Genomic DNA, 16,724 nt, shown 5'->3' on the forward strand with positions numbered 1-16,724 from the left:
TAATGAGAAAAACACTAATAATAGCATCTGCTTTATTATTTAGTACTATAATAAATGCACAAGAAAGCATTTCGTTATCACTTAAACAAGCAATAGACTACGCATTAAAAAACAGCTATTCAGCAATTAATGCATCTAGAGATATTGATATAGCAAAAAAACAAAAATGGGAAACTACCACTATAGGTTTACCACAAATTAATGCAACTGTAGATTATCAAAATTGGGTTAAGCAACAAATTACGTTAATTCCTTCAGAAATTTTTGGAGGTACAGCTGGAGAATACACCGAAGTTAACTTTAGCACAAAACAAAATATAAGTGCTACTGCTACATTAAGTCAACTTATTTTTGATGGATCATATATTGTTGGTTTACAATCAGCAAAAGTTTATCTGCAAATTTCTGAAAACGCTAAAGAAAAAACAGAACTTGGAATTAGAGAAGCTGTTATAAATGCTTATGGAAATGTTTTATTAAGTGAAGAAAGTGTTCAAATATTAAAAAACAATGTTGCTTCACTTCAAAAAACATTAAATGAAACCACCGAAATTTACAAAAACGGTTTAAATGAAGAAGAAGATGTTGAGCAATTAAAAATTACTTTGGCTTCAGTAAAAAGCAACTTATCTAGAACCCAAAAATTAAACAAAATTGCATACCAACTTTTAAACATAACATTAGGTATCGATATTAAAAGTAGTATTAAACTAACCGATAAATTAAACGAACTAGCTCAAAAATCTTCAGAATTCGATTTTTTTTCAGAAACATTTAATATAGAAGATCATATAGATTTTAAAATTGCTAAAAACAATAAAAAATCTAACGAATTGTTAATGAAGTTAGAGCAAAGTCAAGCGCTTCCATCGCTAACATCATATATTAATTTTGGATATACTGGCTACGGAGAAGAATTTGATTTCTTAAAAAAAGAACAAAAATGGTTCGATTCTTCATTACTTGGAGTTAGTTTAAATATTCCAATATTTAGTAGCTTAAAAAGAAGTGTTAGAACTCAAAAAGCTAAAATTGAACTTGAAAAAGCTAAAACTAATTTAACTGAAACAGAACAAAACCTATTACTAAATTTAGAGTCGGCAAAAACAGATTACAATTTCAATATTGAAGAACTAGAAACTTCAAAACAAAATTTAGCACTTGCCGAACGCATTGAAAACAAGCAACAAATTAAATTTTTCGAAGGAATTTCAAGCAGCTTTGAACTTGCAGAAGCTCAACGTCAATTATATTCAATGCAACAAAATTATTTACAAGCTATGCTAAATGTAATAGCTAGTAAAGCAGCATTAGACAACGCATTAAACAAGCCTATACAATAACAAACAATAGAAAAAACAATGAAAACCAAATTAAACATACTATTAATAACACTAACTGTAATTTTAAGCAGTTGTGGAAGTGGCGAAAACACCAAAATAGACGCTAACAAAATAGAATCATTAATTGAAAAACAAGATTTAGGAGGATTAAAATCTGCAAAAGCAACCGTTACTTCTGAATATTCAGAATTAAGAACTCAATTAGACAGAATAAACGCCGCACTATCAAAACTAGATACTGTAACAAAAGCTTTTGATGTAACAGCAATAGAAATTAAAGATACTTTGTTTACTCATTTTGTTGAATTTCAAGGAAACGTAAAAACTAAACAAAACGTAGTAATACTTTCTGAATACAACGGAACTTTAAGTAAAATTTACGTAAAAGAAGGGCAAAGCGTTTCAAAAGGTCAAATACTTGCAAAAATAGATGATGGAGGTTTAAGCCAGCAAGTTGCTCAATTACAAGCACAAGCAGATTTAGCAGAAACAACATTTCAACGTCAAAAAAAGTTATGGGAGCAAAAAATTGGCTCTGAAATCCAATTTCTACAAGCAAAAACTAGTGCTACATCAGCACAAAATGCGCTAAATCAATTAAAATCTCAATTAGCAAAAACAACAGTACGCGCTCCTTTTTCAGGAACTATTGATAATATTATTACAGATCAAGGTTCTGTAGTGCAAGGTGGAACTGCTTTATTTAGAATTGTAAACCTAAACAGCATGTATGTTGAAGCTGAAGTACCTGAAAAATATATTACATCAGTAAAAAAAGGAACAAATGCTGAAGTTCACCTTCCAATGTTAAATGAAACTATTAAAAGTAACGTACGCCAAGTAAGTAATTTTATAAACCCTAACAATAGGTCGTTTACTATTGAAGTGTCAATTCCAAATAAAAATGGAAATATAAAACCTAATTTAACTTCAAAAGTTAGTATAAACGATTATAATAATGCAAATGCAATACTAGTCCCTCAAAGTGTAATTTCAGAAAATGCCGAAGGTGAAGAATACGTTTATGCTGCAATAGAGGAAGATGGTAAAACAAGAGCTAGAAGAGTTATTATTGAAACTGAAAAATCACAAAACGGATTCATAGAAATCACAAAAGGACTTTCTGTAGGCACTCACCTAATTGTTGAAGGTGCAAGATCAGTAAAAGACGGACAATTAATTAATATTAAGTAACAGATGGCTAAAAATAAAACTGAAAAGGAATTTGGTTTATCTTCATGGGCAATAGATAATAAAACTACCATTTACGTAATTGTAGCCATTTTCCTATTTGTTGGACTTTCAGCATACTACAGTATGCCTCGTGAAAGTTTTCCTGAAATAAAAGAAACCAAAGTTTATATAAGTTCAGTGTATCCAGGAAATACAGCTGAAGATATTGAACGTTTAATTACAGATCCGCTTGAAGAAGAAATAAAAAATGTATCAAACGTAGTTGAAGTCTTATCAACTTCACAAGAAGATTATTCAATTATTACGGTTGAATTTGATGAAAACATTACCGTTGAACAAGCACTTCAAAAAGTAAAAGATGAAGTAGATGCTGTTAAAGCCGGTGAAGATTGGCCTACTTATAACGATGCTAAAATTGAACCCAATGTTTTTGATTTAAATATTGCTGAAGAAACACCAATTTCTAATATTAATATTTCAGGAGATTACCCTGTGGAAAAATTAAAAGAGTATGGAGAATATTTAGAAAAAGAAATTGAAGGATTTCCTCAAATTAAGCAAGTAGATATTAGAGGTGCTCAAGAAAAAGAAGTTGAAATTGCAGTAGATATTTACAAAATGACTGCTGCTAAAATTAGCTTTGACGATGTTATAAACACTATAAAAGGCGGAAATGTAACTGTTTCTGCTGGAAACTTAATTGCAAGCGGTCAACGTAGAAACATAAGAGTTATTGGTGAAATTGAAAAACCAAACCAGCTTGAAGATTTTGTTGTAAAATCTGAAAATGGAGCTACTTATTTAAGAGACATTGCTCAAATTACATTTAAGGAAGAAGAAAAAACAACTTTTGCTCGTTCGTATGGAGACAATGTTGTAATGCTTGAAGTAAAAAAACGTTCTGGTAAAAATATGATTCGTGCAGCTGAACAAATTGACGAATTAATTGCCAAAGTTAAAAAGAACAATGTATTTCCTCCAGACGTAAAAATTGAAGTTGCTAATGATCAATCTGATATGACTATTAACCAAGTTAACGACTTGGTGAACAATATAATTTTCGGAATTCTATTAGTAGTTGGTGTATTAACATTCTTCCTTGGTTTTAGAAACGCCTTATTCGTAGGTTTTGCCATTCCAATGTCCATGTTTATGTCCTTTATGATTTTAAACTTATTTGGCTACACTTTAAACACAATGGTTCTATTTGGATTAGTAATGGGACTGGGAATGTTGGTTGATAATGGAATTGTAGTTGTTGAAAACGTATACCGCTTAATGGACGAAGAAGGCATGAGCCGAACAGAAGCTGCTAAAAAAGGTATTGGTGAAATTGCTTTCCCTATAATTATTTCAACGGCAACAACGGTAGCTGCCTTTCTTCCTTTGGGATTTTGGCCTGGTGTAATGGGACAATTTATGATGATTTTACCAATAACACTTTCTATAGTATTAGGTTCTTCATTATTTGTAGCCGTATTCTTTAATTCAACATTAACTTCAAACTTTATGAAGATTGATGAAGGTGAAAAAGATGAAATTAATATAAAACAACTTACACTATACAGTGGTATTTTATTTGTTGTTGGACTATTAATTTTTATTGGTGGAGGCGCAATAAAAGCATTAGGAACACTTATGATTTTTATGAGTGTAATGTTATGGGTATATAAATTTGCTTTAAGCAAAATTGCTGATTATTTTCAAAATGTAATTTTAAGAAAGCTTGAAATTTTTTATAGAAAATTTTTAAAATTTGCCTTAACAGGAATTATGCCTTATATATTTTTATTTGGAACAATTGCCTTACTATTTATTTCATTTGTATTAGTTGGAATTGCACAACCAAAAGTTGAATTTTTTCCAGACAACAAACCAAATCAAATTATTGTTTATATAGAATATCCAGAAGGAACCGATATTGCTAAAACCAATAAAATTACTGAAGAAATTGAACAAGATGTATATACTGTTTTAGAAAATTATGTAGATGGAGACGGGTACAATTATATGGTAGACTCTACAGTATCACAAGTTGGTGAAGGTGCAGGAAACCCACAAACAGATGGTGGATCTTCTGCTGAAATGCCACATAAAGGTAAAATTACGGTTTCGCTTCGTGAATTTAAATATAGAAGAGGAAAAGATAGTGAAGAGCTGCGTAAAGAAGTTCAAACTGCTGTAAAAGGTTATCCTGGAGTTCTAGTTTCTGTTGAAAAAGACGCAAATGGTCCGCCAGTTGGTTACCCAGTAAATATTGAAATTCTAGGTGAAAATTATAACGATTTAATTGCTACAGCTGATCAAATGAGAGTTTTCTTAAATCAAAAAGGAATTTCAGGAGTAGAAGAATTAAAAATTGATGTAAATAAAGATAAGCCTGGATTACAAGTAAATATTGATAGAGAAAAAGCTGGAGAATTAGGAATATCTGCAAGCCAAGTTGGTATGCAATTGCGTAGAGCTTTATTTGGTGAAAAAGCTGGAGTTTATAAAGAAAATGGTGAAGATTATGATATTAACGTTCGTTTTAATGATGAAAACCGATACAATAAAAGTTCATTATTCAATCAAAAAATAACGTTTAGAGATCCTGCAAACGGACAAATAAAAGAAATTCCAGTTGCAGCTTTAGTTTCTCAAAAAAACAACAACTCATTTAGTGCTATTAAGCACAGAGATTTAGAACGTGTTGTGTTATTATATTCTGGAGTTTTAGCTGGTTACAATGCCAATGAAGTTGTTAGCCATGTAAAAGCTGAATTAAAAGGATTTGATATGCCTGAAAATGTGAAATACAAATTTACAGGTGAAATGGAAGAACAAGAAGACAATATGAACTTTTTAATGGGTGCATTAATGACCGGTTTAGGGTTAATTATGCTACTATTAATTTTCCAATTCAACTCTATTTCAAAACCATTAATTATTATGATGGCTATTTTCTTAAGTTTTATTGGAGTGCTATTTGGCTTGGTAATTTTTAATATGAATTTTGTTATTATGATGACCATGGTTGGTATTATATCACTCGCCGGAATTGTAGTAAACAATGGTGTGGTTTTACTGGATTATACTGAATTATTAATGAATAGAAAAAAAGAATCTCTAGGTTTACCTGCTAATTATCAATTAAGAAATGAAATAATGTTTAACTTAATTGTTGAAGGTGGTAAATCTCGTTTACGTCCAGTATTATTAACTGCAATTACAACTGTTTTAGGTTTAGTTCCGTTAGCTATTGGTTTAAATATAGATTTCTTTTCATTATTTAGTGAATTTGATCCTAAAATTTATGTTGGTGGAGATAATGTTGTTTTTTGGGGTCCATTAGCTTGGACAGTAATTTTCGGATTAACCTTTGCTACATTCTTAACATTAGTAATTGTACCGGTAAGTTTTTATCTAGTGAATAAACTAAAGTTTAGAATAAAAAAGAATAGACAATAAAATTTTAATAATTACCATAAAAAAAGCCTCATTAATGAGGCTTTTTTTATTTTTACATTTAAATGAAACAACAAAAATCATATACAGTTGAAGATGCCACAAGATTACTCGAAAAATACTGTGCTTATCAGGAACGTTGCCATAAGGATGTTGAACAAAAATTATACGATTTAAAATTAATTCCAGAAGCTAAAGAACAAATAATTATTCATTTATTACAACACAATTTTTTAAATGAAGAACGCTTTGCTAAAGCCTTTGCTAGAGGAAAATTTAACCAAAATAAATGGGGGAAAATTAAAATTACTTCCGAGCTAAAATTCAAAAATATTTCATCATATAATATTAAAACTGCTTTAAAAGAAATTAATGAAGCTGATTATGTTAAGACACTTCAACAAATAGCTGAAAAAAAAATAGTCTTAATCAAAGAAACTAATACTTTTAAAAAAAGAGCAAAATTATATACCTACCTTTCTTCAAAAGGTTTTGAAACAAGTCTAATTAACAATTGTTTAAATCAAATTTTCCAATGTTAATTTTTATAAAATAGTGACTTAAATCATTGAATTTGAATTGATATTAGATTAACTTTATACAATATAGCAACAAAACCTATCTGTCATGAAAAAAATAATCATACTATTCATATTTTTTATAATTGCAATAACATCATATGCTCAAAACACTTCATTAAAAACCATAGAAGAAAAAGGCAATTTACTAGAGGTAAAATTGTATTACGATACTGGTGAATTAATGCAGTTCGGTTTTTACACCAACAAAGAAAAATTATTACATGGCTGCTGGGAAAGTTTTAATAAAGATGGAAGCAGACAATGTGTAGCTTTTTACAACAAAGGAATAAAAGTAGGAACTTGGATGTATTATAAAGGCAATGAAATAACTCGTGTTGTGTATGAAAACAATAAAATTACTAGTGTAGAAAAAATGGAACACGAAAACAAACCAACAATTGACTTTTAGTTTATTTGATATTTTTTTAAAAACAATGAGTCTATTTCTTTATTTATTTTTATAACATCTTCAACATTTTTATTAGGCACAGTTACTGAAAGCACATAGTGCTGTATTTTCCATATATCATTTTCTTTAACTAAAACTCCAGAACCTCGAGTTACACCCATCCATGTACTTAATAGTTCATCAAACCATGCTATTTTGTTATCTGCGCTTAAATAAACATTACGGTCTATTGCTTTAAAATCCCATGCTACTCCATCTGCAAAATAAGGTCTACTAAATTCTTTAAATTCAGGCATCAACCAATTTTCATTGGCATCAGTTCCTATAAAAACACTACTATTTGTCATAGCGCTAAAATAATCTTCAAAATTACCTTCAGCAGCGTTTTTATGCCAAGTATCTATAACATTACAAATAACTTCTTTTTCATTAGAAATTATTACATCTGCTTTTGGCTCACTATTACTACAGCTTATAAAGCAAAATACAACTACTAAAATACTAATCTTTCTCATTATTAATTGTCTTATTTTTTGAAGAACCTAATCTTGGTTTTGCCGACATTCGTTTTTTAAACTTAACACCTCTTTCTTCCTCTACTTCAATCGGTACTTCAGTGTCAATATCTAAAGAGTTTTGCAACTCTTCGGTTTTATAAATAGTATTAATTTTTGAATTTAAAGCATCAAACAATTCAACTATTTTATCTACTTCCATTTTAACTTCATCATCACTAATTGAAGTGATAGTTGCCATATCAGCCAAACGTAAAGCTTCATTTTCTAACGTATTAATACGTGCTACTACATTTTTTTTATTTATTTTATCAACTCTTAAAGAGTCCTTTAAATTTTTAACTAAACCAGATAATTCTTTCGCATTTTCCAATGCATCGTAATATGAAATATTATAGTATTTAATTAAAAATTCATCTAAAATAGTATACTCTTGCCAATCATCTAAATCTTTCTTTGCAGAAGAAATTAATGTTACATTAACTGTATTAATAATTCTTTCAGAATTTTCAATACTATCCTTTATATTTATAACTTTAGTTGTTTTTTTAGGATTATCACAAGAAATAAATAAACATAAAAAAACACCTAATATGCCAAATAATTGTTTCATGCCAATAAAATTATTGTCAAAAGTACTAATAAATATAGTAATCTTCTAAAAAAACATAAAATTGGCAAAAAGTAAATTTAGTATTCTAAACATTTATTAAATCTGTATATTTGATTACTAAAAATTAACCAAAGTATAGAATGAAAAAAAGCATTTTAATTATAGGTGCTTGTGGGCAAATAGGCACCGAACTCACTTTAAAATTGCGAGAAATAAACGGTAAAAATACTGTTATAGCTTCCGATATTCGTGAAGGAAATCCAGAATTAATGGAATCTGGTCCTTTTGAGTTTATTAATGCTATGGATTATAATAGTATACACAACGTAGTAGACAAATACAATATAACTGACATCTATTTAATGGCAGCAATGCTTTCTGCTACAGGAGAAAAGTTCCCAGCTAAAGCATGGGAATTGAATATGAATTCACTTTTTAATGTACTTAATTTAGCTAAAGAAGGTATTATAAAAAAGGTTTTTTGGCCAAGTTCAATTGCCGTTTTTGGTCCAACAACACCAAAAGAAAACACACCTCAAGCAACAATTATGGAACCATCAACTGTTTATGGAATTAGTAAACAAGCAGGTGAACGCTGGTGTGAATATTATTTTAACAAATTTGGAGTTGATGTAAGAAGCGTGCGTTACCCTGGAATTATAAGCTGGAAAACAAAACCCGGAGGAGGCACTACTGATTATGCCGTTGAAATTTTCCACAATGCATTACTTATAGAAAAATACAATTCGTTTTTAAGCAAAAACACAAAACTTCCTATGATGTATATGGATGATGCTATAAATGCTACCATTAAAATTATGGATGCAAAACCATCAGAAATTAAAATAAGATCCTCGTACAATTTAGCAGCTATCAGTTTTACTCCTCAAGAAATAGCTGAAGAAATAAAAAAAACAATTCCTGAATTTAGTATTAAATACCATTCAGATTTTAGACAAAAAATTGCAGATAGTTGGCCAAAAAGTATTGATGATTCAAATGCTAGAAAAGATTGGGGTTGGAAACACCAATTTAATTTAGAAACTATGAGTAAAAGAATGCTTAACAACTTATACTCAAAATACAAAGGCTGGTAATAAATCTAATTTTTAAATTAAAACTCCCTCATTTTTTTTATATTGTTGATCAATAAAACTCAATAAAATTAACACATACAAGCCACTAAAACGATTTAGTAGTTTGCTAAATTATATGACAAACATCATAATATTAACTTTACGCATACCTTAATTTTGTTGTCTAAATTTGTAGTATGCAAAAAATTGAATGCTTATTTCATTAAAAAAATCAAAAAATAATCTATAAAATATCTAATTTATGAATATTTCACATATTGAACACATAGGAATAGCAGTAAGCAACCTAGAAGAATCAATAAAATATTACGAAGAAGTACTTGGCTTAAAATGCTATAGTATTGAAGAAGTTGCAGATCAAAAAGTGAAAACTGCCTTTTTTATGGTAGGTGACACAAAAATTGAATTATTAGAAAGCACTTCTCCTGATGGACCAATAGGAAAATATATTGAACGAAAAGGACAAGGAATACACCACATAGCATTCGCAGTTCCAAACGCTACAGAAGCTTTAAAAAAGGCTGAAGAAAAAGGCGTACAACTTGTTGATAAAGTTTCTAGAAAAGGTGCTGAAGGATTAAATATTGGATTTTTACATCCAAAATCAACTCAAGGAGTACTAACTGAACTTTGTTCAAAAAAATAATAGATAAGTAATAAAATGGCAAATCAAGATAAAATTAACGAGCTCATAGAAAAAAGAGCTAAAGCAAAATTAGGTGGAGGTGAAAAACGTATTGATTCACAACATGCTAAAGGTAAATTAACAGCACGCGAACGTATTGACATTCTTTTAGACGAAGATAGTTTTGAAGAATTTGACATGTTTGTAACACATAGAACAAAATCTTTTGGATTAGATAAACAAATTTATCTTTCTGATGGTGTTGTAACAGGGCATGGAACAATTGATGGTAGAGTTGTATATTTATTCGCTCAAGATTTCACAGTATTTGGAGGTTCATTATCTGAAACATATGCATTAAAAATATGTAAAGTTATGGATATGGCAATGAAAATTGGAGTTCCAGTAATTGGATTAAACGATTCTGGTGGAGCACGTATCCAAGAAGGTGTAAGATCTTTAGCTGGTTATGCCGAGATTTTCCAAAGAAATATTATGGCTTCAGGTGTAATACCTCAAATTTCTTCAATTTTAGGACCTTGCGCTGGTGGAGCAGTTTATTCTCCTGCTTTAACTGATTTTACAATTATGACAGACCAAACAAGTTATATGTTTGTTACAGGTCCTAAAGTAGTACAAACAGTTACAGGTGAAGTTGTAACAACAGAACAGTTAGGTGGAGCAAAAATTCATTCAACAAGATCTGGTGTATCACATTTCTTAGCTGAAAATGATGAAGAAAACTTATTACTAGTTCGTAAAATATTAAGTTACTTACCTTCAAATAATTTAGAAGAAGCACCTATACTTTCTTGTAATGATCCAATTGATAGATTAGAAGATGCCTTAAACGAAATTATACCAGAAAACCCAAATCAACCTTATGATATTGTTGATGTAATTTCAATACTTGCTGATAATGGTGAGTTTACAGAAGTACACAGAAGTTACGCACGTAATATATGTGTAGGTTTTGCCAGATTTAATGGTCATCCTGTAGGTATTGTTGCTAACCAACCAAAATATTACGCAGGTGTATTAGATATTGAAGCTTCTAGAAAAGCTGCGCGTTTTGTACGTTTTTGTGATGCATTTAATATTCCTCTAGTTACGTTAGTTGACGTACCAGGTTTCTTACCAGGAACAGGACAAGAATATGGTGGTATTATTTTACACGGAGCTAAATTATTATTTGCTTATGGTGAAGCTACTGTACCTAAAGTAACAATTACATTGCGTAAATCATATGGTGGAGCGCACGATGTAATGAGTTGTAAACAACTACGAGGTGATTTAAATTACGCTTGGCCAACTGCTGAAATTGCAGTAATGGGAGCTAAAGGTGCTGTTGAAGTTTTAGAAGGATCTAATATTAGAAAAATAGAAGATGCTGAAGAAAAACAAGATTATATTCAGAAAAAAGAAGATGAATATACAGAGAGATTTGCAAACCCATATATGGCAGCAAAATACGGATTTATTGACGATGTAATTGAACCAAGAAACACACGTTTCAGAATTATTAGAGCATTACAATTACTTCAAAATAAAAAAGAAGTAAATCCACCAAAAAAACACTCAAATATTCCATTATAATGATGTTTTTACCTATAGCAATTGATCAAATTAACGAAGGATACGTTATTTTGATTACGGGATTATTAATTGTATTCAGTGCATTACTAACGCTTTCCTTATTTTTTAAATTTGGACTACCAGTAATGTTATACATATATAAAATAATAACGAAAAGAAAAGATAAGAAAATCACAGAAATTTCATTAAAATCTGACAGTGATTTTACCGGTGAAATTTCAGCAGCCATTGGTGCTGCTGTCCATATGTATTTAAGTGAACAACACGATCACGAAAGTGCAATTTTGACAATTAAACACGTTAAAAAAACATATTCACCTTGGAGTTCTAAAATTTATGGAACACAAAATAGATTATAAAATATGAAAACTTATAAATTTAAAGTAAACGCAACTGGTTATACAGTTAATGTTAAATCACACGAAGATAACATCATCAATTTAGAAGTGAATGGAACATCTTATGATGTGGAATTAAAACAAGATAAAAAAACAACAAAAACACCTACATTAGTTCGTGCCGCTTCAAAAAGGCCAGCAGAACCATTAAAAGTAAATCCAAAATCTAATAAAACTAAAATTGTTGCTCCAATTCCTGGAATAGTATTAAGTTTAGATGTAAAGGTTGGAGATACCTTAAAAATTGGTGACAGAATGCTAGTTTTAGAAGCAATGAAAATGGAAAACAATATTGTTTGTGAAAAAGCAGGAACTATTACCGCTATTAACGTTAGTATTGGACAACAAGTGCTTCAAGATGAAGTAATGATAGAACTAGGATAAAACATAAATAATGAAAAAAGTAATTTTAATATTTTGTGTTTTATCACTGCTGATTTTTATAAGACCAGCACTAGGTTTAGGCACAAATTCGAACTCAACTAATTTAAATGATGCTGTAAAAACTGAACAAGTTGAAAATACAGCTGAATCTCATTCTTACGATGGAGCTTTTAAAGGAATTAAACAATTCTATAATTATACTGGGTTTGCAAATGCAACTTCAGGACATATAATAATGATTGTTATTGGTATTGTATTTATATTTTTAGGAATAAAATATGATTATGAACCATTACTTTTAGTTCCTATTGGAGCTGGTGTTATTATGGGTAACATACCTTTTGTTGCAGGAAATCAAACGGGTATTTATGAAACAGGATCTGTTCTAAACTATTTATATTTTGGAGTTGTAAAAGGAGTTTATCCACCGCTTATATTTTTAGGAATTGGTGCTATGACGGATTTTTCTTCCTTAATTGCAAATCCAAAATTAATGCTTTTAGGAGCTGCAGCACAAATTGGTGTATTTGCAACTTTTATGGGAGCTCTTTATTTAGGATTTAACCTTCCTGAAGCTGGTGCAATTGGAATTATTGGTGGTGCCGATGGACCTACTGCTATTTTCCTTTCATCTAAATTAGCTAATGGTGTAAACATACTTGCAGATGGAACTACGGTTAAAAACTTAATTGGACCAATTGCAATTGCCGCATATTCATATATGGCATTAGTACCGGTAATTCAACCACCTTTAATGCGTCTATTAATTTCTAAAAAAGATAGAAAAATTAAAATGAAACCACCTAGAGCGGTATCTCAAAAAGAAAAAATGATTTTCCCTGTGGTTGCTTTAATTTTAACATTATTTATTTCTCCTAGTGCCTTACCATTATTAGGTATGTTATTCTTTGGAAACTTACTAAAAGAATCTGGAAGAACTGAAAGATTAGCAGATACTGCAAGAACAAAATTAATTGATATTGTAACCATTTTATTAGGTGTAACTGTAGGTGCTTCAACACAAGCAGATATATTTATTACAAAAGATTCAATGTTAATATTTGCTTTAGGAGCAATCTCTTTTGTAATTGCAACATGTGGAGGTTTACTTTTTGCTAAATTTATGAACCTTTTCTTAAAAGGAGACAACAAAATAAATCCACTAATTGGTGCTGCAGGTGTTTCTGCCGTTCCAGATAGTGCTCGTGTTGTTCACCATGAAGGTTTAAAATCAGACCCATCAAACTATTTATTAATGCACGCTATGGCTCCAAATGTTTCTGGAGTAATTGGTTCTGCAATTGCAGCAGGTATAATTCTTAGTTTTTTAGGATAATTAAATAAACAATAAAACAAACAAAATGAAAATACCAAATTCAATGACTGCAGATGAGGCAGTTAAACTAATTGAGTCAGGAAATAGAGTATTAATACAAGGTGGTTCGGCAACTCCTCAAGCTTTAATAAAAGCTATGGTTGCAAGAGCTCCAGAATTAAAAAATGTTGAATTAGTCCACCTACATACTGAAGGTGAACATGGTTATACCAATCCAGAATTAAGAGAAAGTTTTCATACAAATGCTTTTTTCATTGGAGGAAATATTAGAAAAAACATTGGAGATACCGCAGATTACATTCCAATATTTTTAAGTGACATTCCAAGCTTATTCCGTCAAGGTTATATGGATTTAGATGTGGTAATGGTTAATGTTTCACCTCCAGACAAACATGGTTTTTGTTCTTTAGGAGTATCCGTAGATATTGTACTTTCTGGCATTGAGCAAGGTAAAAAAGTAATTGCGCAAATTAATCCATTAATGCCACGTACTTTTGGTGATGCTCAAATTAGCATAAACAATTTTGACGCTTGTGTTGAAATTGAAGAGAAAATTTACGAAATGCCTTTTGTAAATCCAACAGAAACTGAAAGTGCTATTGGTAAAAATATTGCTGAAATTATAGATGATGGCTCTACTTTACAAATGGGTATTGGAGGTATTCCAAATGCTGTTTTAACATTCTTACATAATCATAAAAATTTAGGTGTACACACTGAAATGTTTGCTGAAGGAATTGTTGATTTAGTAGAAAAAGGAATTGTTAACGGTTCTCAAAAGAAAGTAAATCCTTATAAAATTGTATCTGGTTTTGCTATGGGTACACGTCGCTTATACGATTTTATGGATGACAATCCAGAAATTGAAATGAGAGACATTGCTTATGTTAATGATACAGCTGTAATCCGTCAAAATCCAAAAGTAACAGCAATTAACTCAGCAATTGAAGTAGATTTAACAGGTCAAATTTGTGCTGATTCTATTGGTATGAGAATGTTCTCTGGTGTTGGTGGTCAAATGGACTTTATGCGTGGTGCAGCCTTATCTCATGGAGGTAAACCTATTTGTGCCATTACATCAACTACTGCTAAAGGTGTTTCCAAAATAGTTTCTTCTCTAAAACCAGGAGCTGGTGTTGTAACAACACGTGCTCATGCCCGTTTTGTTGCTACAGAATACGGTGTTGCAGAACTTTTTGGAAAAAGCTTAAAACAAAGAGCTGTAGCTCTAAGAGATATTGCTCATCCTGATGCAAGAGAAGAATTAGACAAAGCTATTTTTGAAAGATTTGGAGGTAATTTTATTACAAAATAAAAAACTAGAATTTAGAGTCCTATAATTTTGTAATTTTAGGGCTCTAATAATTCTAAAACAAAATAAATTCACACATAATGAGCGATAAAAACAAAGCACTTTTTTCTGAATTTCCTTCAGTTTCTACTGAACAATGGATGGAAAGAGTGACCGCAGATTTAAAAGGAGCTGATTTTGATAAAAAACTAGTTTGGAAAAACCTAACAGGTATTAATATTCAACCTTGTTATAATTCAGAAAATAAAATTACGCAGCTTAAAAATACTGGAGAAAATTCTCAAGCATTAGTTAATTACCGTAACATTAAAGTTACAAATACTGAAAACGGAAACAAACTGGCTATAAAAGCTGTTGAGGAAGGAATGAACGGAATCATTTTCACTTTAGATGAAAATGTTGACGCCGCTGAACTTTTAAACGGAATAGATTTAAATTCAACAAGTGTTTCTTTTAAAATAACTACTAACGCTACTACTTTTACTAAAAATTTAGTTTCTTATGCAAAAGATAGTAATTTAAAAGGATACATTGACACAGGTATTATATCTAACTATGTAACAACAGGTTCTTTTGATGAAAGTCAAATTGAAGTTGCTGCAGAATTAGTTAAATTAACTGCTAATTTTCCTAACTTTAAAGCAATCACAATTTCAGGAACTGAATATTTAGATTCAGGTGCAAACCAAGTTCAAGAAATTGCTTACACATTAAACTCTTTAGTTTTCTTAATTGAAAAACTTTCAGAAAAAAGTGTTGAAACTCAAGCTATTTTTAACAACTTAAACTTTAAACTAGCAATTGGTTTAGAATATTTTGTTGAAATAGGTAAATTTAGAGCATTCAACAGTTTATTAGCTGAAGTAGCTGCTAAATACGGAGTTGCCGAATGTGCTAATACAATTACAGCTAAAACTTCAATTTGGAGTAAATCTGTAACAGATGCTGAAACTAACTTATTACGTTGTACAACGGAAGCAATGTCTGCTATATTAGGAAATGTAGATGGTGTTTTAATTGATGCATACGATAAAGAGTTTAAAAATCCTTCAGATTTCTCAAGCAGAATTGCTGGTAACATTACAACTATTTTAAGAGAAGAATCTTACTTCGGTAAAGTTTCAAATCCAGTTGATGGTTCTTATTATATTGAAGAAGTTTCAACAAAAATAGCTGAAAAAGCATTAGAACTATTCCAAGCTATTGAAGCTGCTGGAGGATTCTTTACTGCTTTTGAAAACGAAACTATTCAAGCTCAAATTGCTGAAATTCGTTTAAAAAAATTAAAACTAATTAGTCAACGTAGAACTCCAATGGTAGGTATTAACAAATACCCTAACTTAATGGAAACTGTTGCTGCTGATTTACTTTCAAGTGGTGCTGCTGACAATTCAAAAGTATTAACTCCGCGAAGAGCTTCTTTAGAAATTGAAGCTATGCGTAGAACTACTGAAGAATTAGTTGCAGAAACTAAAGTACGTCCTATAGTTCAACTAGCTAGTTACGGAAACTTAAATATGCGTAAAGCAAGAGCTGCTTTTGCTTACGACTTTATTGGTGTTAGCGGATTTGACGTGCATCAAGAAGAAAGTTTCGAAAGTGCTGCAGTTGCTGCTAAAGAAAGTGCAAATTCAGATGCTCACGTAGTTGTTATTTGTAGTTCAGATCAAGATTATGATGAAACTGCTGTTGACTTTGTAAAAGCATTTAGAGCTATTAACACTAATAAAGTATTGTTATTAGCTGGTGCTCCAAAAAATATGGACGAACTAACTGAAGCTGGTTTAGATGGTGTGGTTAATATGAGAACAGATGTTCTTGTAACACTTTCAGCTATTCAGAAAAAAGTTCAAAAAACCTTAAAATCTTAAGAA

15 protein-coding genes are annotated in these 16,724 nt (G+C 30.4%); 13 read left to right on the top strand and 2 right to left on the bottom strand.

The window, feature by feature from the left end:
- Positions 1–2 precede the first annotated feature (2 nt).
- The 5 genes from R3X25_RS02765 to R3X25_RS02785 all read left to right on the top strand — a co-directional run bounded on the left by R3X25_RS02765 (position 3) and on the right by R3X25_RS02785 (position 6,974).
- Positions 3–1,343 (top strand): TolC family protein, encoded by a 1,341-nt coding sequence (locus R3X25_RS02765; RefSeq protein ID WP_317671620.1) that lies wholly within the window; start codon positions 3–5, stop codon positions 1,341–1,343.
- Between the two features lie 18 nt (positions 1,344–1,361).
- Complete coding sequence (locus R3X25_RS02770; RefSeq protein WP_317671621.1) at positions 1,362–2,537, top strand: efflux RND transporter periplasmic adaptor subunit; 1,176 nt, start codon at positions 1,362–1,364, stop codon at positions 2,535–2,537.
- Between the two features lie 3 nt (positions 2,538–2,540).
- Positions 2,541–5,987 carry an efflux RND transporter permease subunit gene (locus R3X25_RS02775; RefSeq protein ID WP_317671623.1) on the top strand — a complete coding sequence of 1,149 codons (3,447 nt, stop codon included), beginning with the start codon at positions 2,541–2,543 and terminating at the stop codon, positions 5,985–5,987.
- A gap of 62 nt (positions 5,988–6,049) precedes the next feature.
- Positions 6,050–6,526, top strand: a complete 477-nt coding sequence (locus R3X25_RS02780) for a regulatory protein RecX (protein ID WP_317671625.1) — start codon at positions 6,050–6,052, stop codon at positions 6,524–6,526.
- Positions 6,527–6,611: 85 nt separating this feature from the next.
- Entirely contained in the window at positions 6,612–6,974 is a 363-nt protein-coding gene (locus R3X25_RS02785; protein WP_317671627.1) for a nicotinic acid mononucleotide adenyltransferase, read from the top strand.
- Here R3X25_RS02785 and R3X25_RS02790 read toward each other — a convergent pair.
- Positions 6,971–7,489, bottom strand: a complete 519-nt coding sequence (locus tag R3X25_RS02790; protein ID WP_317671629.1) for a nuclear transport factor 2 family protein — start codon at positions 7,487–7,489, stop codon at positions 6,971–6,973. The two genes, R3X25_RS02785 and R3X25_RS02790, sit on opposite strands and share 4 nt — an antisense overlap.
- Positions 7,476–8,102 (bottom strand): hypothetical protein, encoded by a 627-nt coding sequence (locus R3X25_RS02795; protein ID WP_317671631.1) that lies wholly within the window; start codon positions 8,100–8,102, stop codon positions 7,476–7,478. The genes R3X25_RS02790 and R3X25_RS02795 overlap by 14 nt, the downstream gene beginning before the upstream one ends.
- Before the next feature lie 140 nt (positions 8,103–8,242).
- On the opposite strand from R3X25_RS02795, the gene R3X25_RS02800 reads away from it, so the two are divergent.
- The 8 genes from R3X25_RS02800 to R3X25_RS02835 all read left to right on the top strand — a co-directional run bounded on the left by R3X25_RS02800 (position 8,243) and on the right by R3X25_RS02835 (position 16,721).
- Entirely contained in the window at positions 8,243–9,199 is a 957-nt protein-coding gene (locus R3X25_RS02800) for an NAD-dependent epimerase/dehydratase family protein (protein WP_317671633.1), read from the top strand.
- A 241-nt stretch (positions 9,200–9,440) separates the two neighbouring features.
- On the top strand, positions 9,441–9,845 hold the full coding sequence (gene mce, locus R3X25_RS02805; RefSeq protein ID WP_317671635.1) for a methylmalonyl-CoA epimerase: 405 nt from the start codon (positions 9,441–9,443) through the stop codon (positions 9,843–9,845).
- Between the two features lie 15 nt (positions 9,846–9,860).
- Positions 9,861–11,420: an acyl-CoA carboxylase subunit beta gene (locus tag R3X25_RS02810; RefSeq protein WP_317671637.1), complete on the top strand. Its 1,560-nt coding sequence runs from the start codon at positions 9,861–9,863 to the stop codon at positions 11,418–11,420.
- Between the two features lie 2 nt (positions 11,421–11,422).
- On the top strand, positions 11,423–11,779 hold the full coding sequence (locus R3X25_RS02815) for an OadG family protein (protein ID WP_317673384.1): 357 nt from the start codon (positions 11,423–11,425) through the stop codon (positions 11,777–11,779).
- Positions 11,780–11,782: 3 nt separating this feature from the next.
- Positions 11,783–12,202, top strand: coding sequence for a biotin/lipoyl-containing protein (locus R3X25_RS02820; protein WP_317671639.1), 420 nt, complete (start codon positions 11,783–11,785; stop codon positions 12,200–12,202).
- A 10-nt stretch (positions 12,203–12,212) separates the two neighbouring features.
- Positions 12,213–13,538: a sodium ion-translocating decarboxylase subunit beta gene (locus R3X25_RS02825; protein WP_317671641.1), complete on the top strand. Its 1,326-nt coding sequence runs from the start codon at positions 12,213–12,215 to the stop codon at positions 13,536–13,538.
- 25 nt (positions 13,539–13,563) lie between these two features.
- A complete protein-coding gene (locus R3X25_RS02830; RefSeq protein WP_317671643.1) occupies positions 13,564–14,853 on the top strand; it encodes an acetyl-CoA hydrolase/transferase family protein in 1,290 nt (429 codons plus the stop codon).
- A 77-nt stretch (positions 14,854–14,930) separates the two neighbouring features.
- Positions 14,931–16,721 carry a methylmalonyl-CoA mutase family protein gene (locus tag R3X25_RS02835; RefSeq protein WP_317671645.1) on the top strand — a complete coding sequence of 597 codons (1,791 nt, stop codon included), beginning with the start codon at positions 14,931–14,933 and terminating at the stop codon, positions 16,719–16,721.
- Positions 16,722–16,724 lie beyond the last annotated feature (3 nt).

Source organism: Lutibacter sp. TH_r2 (assembly GCF_033101135.1).
Lineage (GTDB): Bacteria > Bacteroidota > Bacteroidia > Flavobacteriales > Flavobacteriaceae > Lutibacter.